Origin of the sequence: Streptomyces sp. NPDC017520 (assembly GCF_044329855.1) — a bacterium.
Taxonomy (GTDB): Bacteria; Actinomycetota; Actinomycetes; order Streptomycetales; family Streptomycetaceae; genus Streptomyces.
Genome location: NZ_JBIRKB010000041.1, coordinates 1 through 4720, shown reverse-complemented (window position 1 = coordinate 4720; position 4720 = coordinate 1). Strand labels below are relative to the sequence as shown.

Here is a 4720-nt window from a genome sequence, read left to right as displayed (position 1 = left end):
ACTGGGAGGCCTTCTACGAAGGCACGGGCGCCCGCCAGGTGCCCCTGCCCACCTACGCCTTCCAACGACAGCGCTACTGGCTCGAACCCCGCACCGTCCCCGAGACCTTCGGCAACGGCGCCCCCACCACCGGCCACCCCGTCCTGGGCTCGCCCATCACCGTGGCCGGCTTCAACCAGATCCTCTTCACCAGCAGGCTCTCCCTCAAGAGCCACCCGTGGCTCGCCGACCACATCGTCCTCGGCTCACCCGTCCTCCCCGCCTCCGCCCTCGTCGAACTCGCCATCCACGCGGGCGACCTGATCGGCCACCCGGCCCTCGACGAGCTCAACCTCCAGGTCCCGCTGGTCCTCCCCGAGGAGGGCAACATCCAGCTCCAGGTCAGGGCCGGCACCCCGGACGACACCGGACGCCACTGCCTCTGCCTGTACTCCCGCCCCGACGACTTCGACGCGCCGTGGACCATGCACGCCGAGGGCTGGTACCTCACCGAGGAGCCCGAGGCCGCCACGTCCCTCGCCTGGGACGAGAGCGCCCCGGGCCGTACCACCGAGATCCAGCTCCCCGACGGTCTCCGGTCCGACGCCGGCCGGTACGGCCTCCACCCCGTCCTGCTCCAGGCCGCCCTGCCCGCCCGCCCGGCCAACCCCGCCGGCGGTACGATCCCGGTCCCCGCCGACTGGTACGGCGTACGGCTCCACGCCACCGGCGCCACCGCCGTCAAGGCCAAGGTCACCGAGCTCGACGACGACTCCATCTCGCTCCAGCTGGCCGACGCGGCCGGGGACCTCGTGGTCTCGGTCGAGTCCGTCGTCTTCCGCGACATACCCACCGAGCAGTTCAGAGCCGCGGTCGGCGGCGACAGCACCGGACGCGAGTCGCTCTTCCACGTCGACTGGATCCCCGCCACCTCCCTCCCCGGTCCCGCCGAGCCGCCCGTCTGGGCCGTCCTGGACCCGGACGGCCCCGGCCGCGCCCCCGACCACCCCCACTACCCGGACCCGGCCGCCGTGGCCACGGCCCTCGCATCCGGCACCCGTATCGACACCGTGCTGGTTCCGTGGACCCCCGCCGACCCCGGCGCCGACCAGACCGCAGCCACCCGCACCGCCACCCGGAAGGTCCTCGCCCTGGTGCGGGAGTGGCTGGCCGACGAGCGTCTGGAGGGGACCCGGCTCGCCGTCGTCACCTCGGGCGCGGTGGCCACGGCCGACGGGGAGGACGTCACCGACCTGCCGGGCGCCGCCGTCTGGGGCCTGCTCCGCTCCGCCCAGTCGGAGGCCCCGGACCGTATCGCCGTCATCGACGCCGGTACGGACACCGACATCCCCCACGAACGGCTCGCCGCCCTCGCCTCCTCCGGCGAACCGCAGGCCGCCCTCCGCGATGGCACGGTGCTCCTGCCGCGCCTGCGCCGCGTCCCCGTCACCCCGGCCGGCCGGGCCCCCGACTGGAAGGCCGGCGGCACCGTCCTGGTCACCGGCGGCACCGGCACCCTCGGCGCCACGTTCGCCCGCCACCTCGTCGCCGAGCACGGCGCCTCCCGGCTCGTGCTCCTCTCCCGCACCGGAGACCGGGCGGAGCATGTACAGCCGATCGTGGACGACCTGCGGGGCATCGGCGCCCACGTCACCGTCCTCGCCGGCGACGCCGGCGACCGCGGCACACTGGCCCGCGTCCTCGCCGGCATCCCGGCCGAACACCCGCTGACCGCCGTCGTCCACACCGCGGGCGTCCTCGACGACGGGCTGATACCCGCGCTCACCGACGCCCGGCTCGACGGCGTACTGCGGTCCAAGGCGGACGCCGCCTGGCACCTGCACGACCTGACCCGGGACATGGAGCTCAACGCGTTCGTGCTCTTCTCCTCCACCGCCGGCGTCCTCGGCGGCCCCGGCCAGGCCAACTACGCCGCCGCCAACGCCTTCCTGGACGGCCTCGCCGCCCACCGCCGCGCCCACGGCCTGTCCGCGACCTCCATCGCCTGGGGCCTGTGGCAGCTCGGCGGCATCAACGCCCACCTCTCCGAGGCAGACCTCAACAGCCTCGCCCGCGACGGCTTCCGCCCGATCGCCCGCGTCGAGGGCCTCTCCCTCTTCGACCGGTCCACCGCCGACGGCCGGGCCGCGCTCGTCGCCGCCCCGGTCGGCGTCTCCGCCGTCCGGGCCCAGCCCCGGATCCCCGCCCTCCTGACCGAGCTCGTCGCCCTGCCCGGGCGCCGCGTCGCCCAGTCCGACGGCCTGGCGAACGGCCCTGCCGTCGACCGGGCGGCCGAACTCACCGCCCGCCTCGCCGACCTCAGCGAGGTCGAGCAGGACCAACTGATCCTGACCCTCGTGCTGACCGACGTGGCCACCGTCCTCGGCCGCAGCGACGCTGAGACCATCGCCCCCGAACGGGCCTTCCAGGACCTGGGCTTCGACTCGATCACCGCGGTCGACCTGCGCAACCGGATCGGCACCGCCACCGGCGTCAAGCTTCCCGCCACCCTCGTCTTCGACCATCCCACCCCGGCCGCCCTCGTCGCCCATCTGCGGGAGTGCCTCGTCCCGCAGGCCCCGGACCCCGGCCAGGCGCTCCTCGACGAACTGGACCAGGTGGAACGGAAGCTGGCAGCGGTCTCCACGGGCGCCGACCGGTCCACCGTCTCCGCCCGCCTGAGGGCGCTGCTCTCGCAGATCGAGGGGCCGGACGAGGCGTCGGCCGCGGGGCCCGAGGCCGACGCGTCCGAAGCCATCGAATCGGCCTCGATCGACGAACTCTTCAGCCTCATCGACAGCCAACTCGGCCGCTAGGGCGTTTTTCGAAAGTCCTAGGGCGTTTTTCGAAAGTCCCGCCCTGCTCGACGGCGTCTGGCACTTCCCCAAGCTCTCGGCTTCGCTCGAGCAGGGGAGACCCCATCCCTCGCCGCGTTGTCGGGATCACGCCGGGCCGTCCGGAGGCCCCTCCCCGCCGGACGGCCCGGCCCCCGCCACTCAGTCGCCCGCCACTCAGTCGCCCGCCTCTCAGCCGTCGCAACTCCGCCTTCGCAACTCCGCCCTTCGCCCGAGGAGAGCACGAACCCGATGTCCAACCCGTCGAACGAAGAGAAGCTGGTCGAGTACCTGAAGCGGGTCACCGTCGACCTTCAGACGGCGAACCAGAAGATCGCCGAGCTCAAGGCGGCCGAGTCCGAGCCGATCGCCGTCGTCGGCATGGCCTGCCGGTTCCCCGGCGGCGTCGCGTCGCCCGAGGACCTGTGGCAGCTGGTCGCCGACGGCACCGACGCCATCACCGACTTCCCCACCGACCGGGGCTGGGAGCTGGAGCGCCTCTACGACCCCGACCCGGCCCACCCCGGCACCTCGTACACCCGCCAGGCGGGCTTCCTGCACGACGCCGCCCTCTTCGACGCCGGCTTCTTCGGGATCTCGCCCCGCGAGGCCCTCTCCATGGACCCGCAGCAGCGTCTCCTCCTGGAGACCTCCTGGGAGGCGCTCGAACAGGCCGGCATCGACCCCGAGACCCTGCGCGGCAGCCGCACCGGCGTCTTCGCGGGCATCATCGAGCAGAGCTACCTGGGTCTGGAAGGCCCCGAGGAGTTCGAGGGCTACCTGCTGACCAGCAAGCTCAGCAGCGTCGCCTCCGGCCGTATCGCCTACAGCCTCGGCCTGGAGGGCCCGGCGGTCTCCATCGACACCGCGTGCTCCTCCTCGCTCGTCGCCCTCCACCTGGCGGTCCAGTCGTTGCGCTCCGGCGAGTCCGACCTCGCCCTGGCCGGAGGCGTCACGGTGACCGCGACCCCCGGAGGGTTCGTCGACTTCTCCCGGCAGAGCGGCCTGGCCCCCGACGGCCGCATCAAGTCCTTCTCCGCCGAAGCGGACGGCACCTCCTGGGCCGAGGGCGTGGGCATGCTCCTCGTGGAGAAGCTCTCCGACGCCCGCCGCAACGGCCACCAGGTCCTTGCCGTGATCCGCGGCTCGGCCGTCAACCAGGACGGCGCGTCGAACGGTCTGACCGCCCCCAGGGGTCCGGCGCAGGAGCGGGTCATCCGCCAGGCCCTCGCCGACGCCCGGCTGACCCCCGCCGATGTCGACGCCGTCGAGGCGCACGGTACGGGGACGCGGCTCGGCGACCCGATCGAGGCGCAGGCGCTGCTCGCCACGTACGGCCAGGGCCGCGCCGAGGACCGCCCGCTCTACCTCGGCTCCCTCAAGTCGAACATCGGGCACACCGTCGCGGCCGCCGGTGTCGGCGGGGTCATCAAGATGATCCTGGCGATGGACCACGGGGTGCTGCCCCGCACCCTCCACGTTCAGACGCCCACGCCGATGGCCGACTGGAACTCCGGCGCAGTCGAACTGCTCACCGAGGCCCGCGACTGGCCGGTCACCGAGCGCGCCCGCCGCGCCGCCGTCTCCGCCTTCGGCGTCAGCGGCACCAACGCCCACGTGATCATCGAGCAGCCGCCGGCCGACAGGACGACCGACGCGGCGGCGAACGCGACGGAGGCCGGGGAGACCCGGGCGCCGGTCGCCCTGCCCGTCGTGCCCTGGCTGCTCTCCGGCAGCACGGAGGCGGCCCTGCGCGACCAGGCCCGCCGCCTGTACGACCACGCCTCCGACGAGGCCGCCGCCCTCACCTCGCTCGATGTCGGTTTCTCTCTCGCGACGGGTCGTGCGTCTCTTGATCACCGTGCGGTGGTGGTGGGCCGTGACCGGGGTGAGTTTCTCGCGGGTGT

Annotated in this window: 2 protein-coding genes; both read left to right on the top strand. The window is 73.6% G+C overall.

The window, feature by feature from the left end:
* Positions 1-2795: type I polyketide synthase (locus tag ACH4KB_RS37875; protein ID WP_398071636.1), on the top strand; the 2795-nt coding region annotated here is incomplete at its 5' end.
* A gap of 270 nt (positions 2796-3065) precedes the next feature.
* Positions 3066-4720, top strand: a 1655-nt coding sequence (locus tag ACH4KB_RS37870; protein ID WP_398071634.1) for a type I polyketide synthase, incomplete at its 3' end; no start/stop codon positions are given.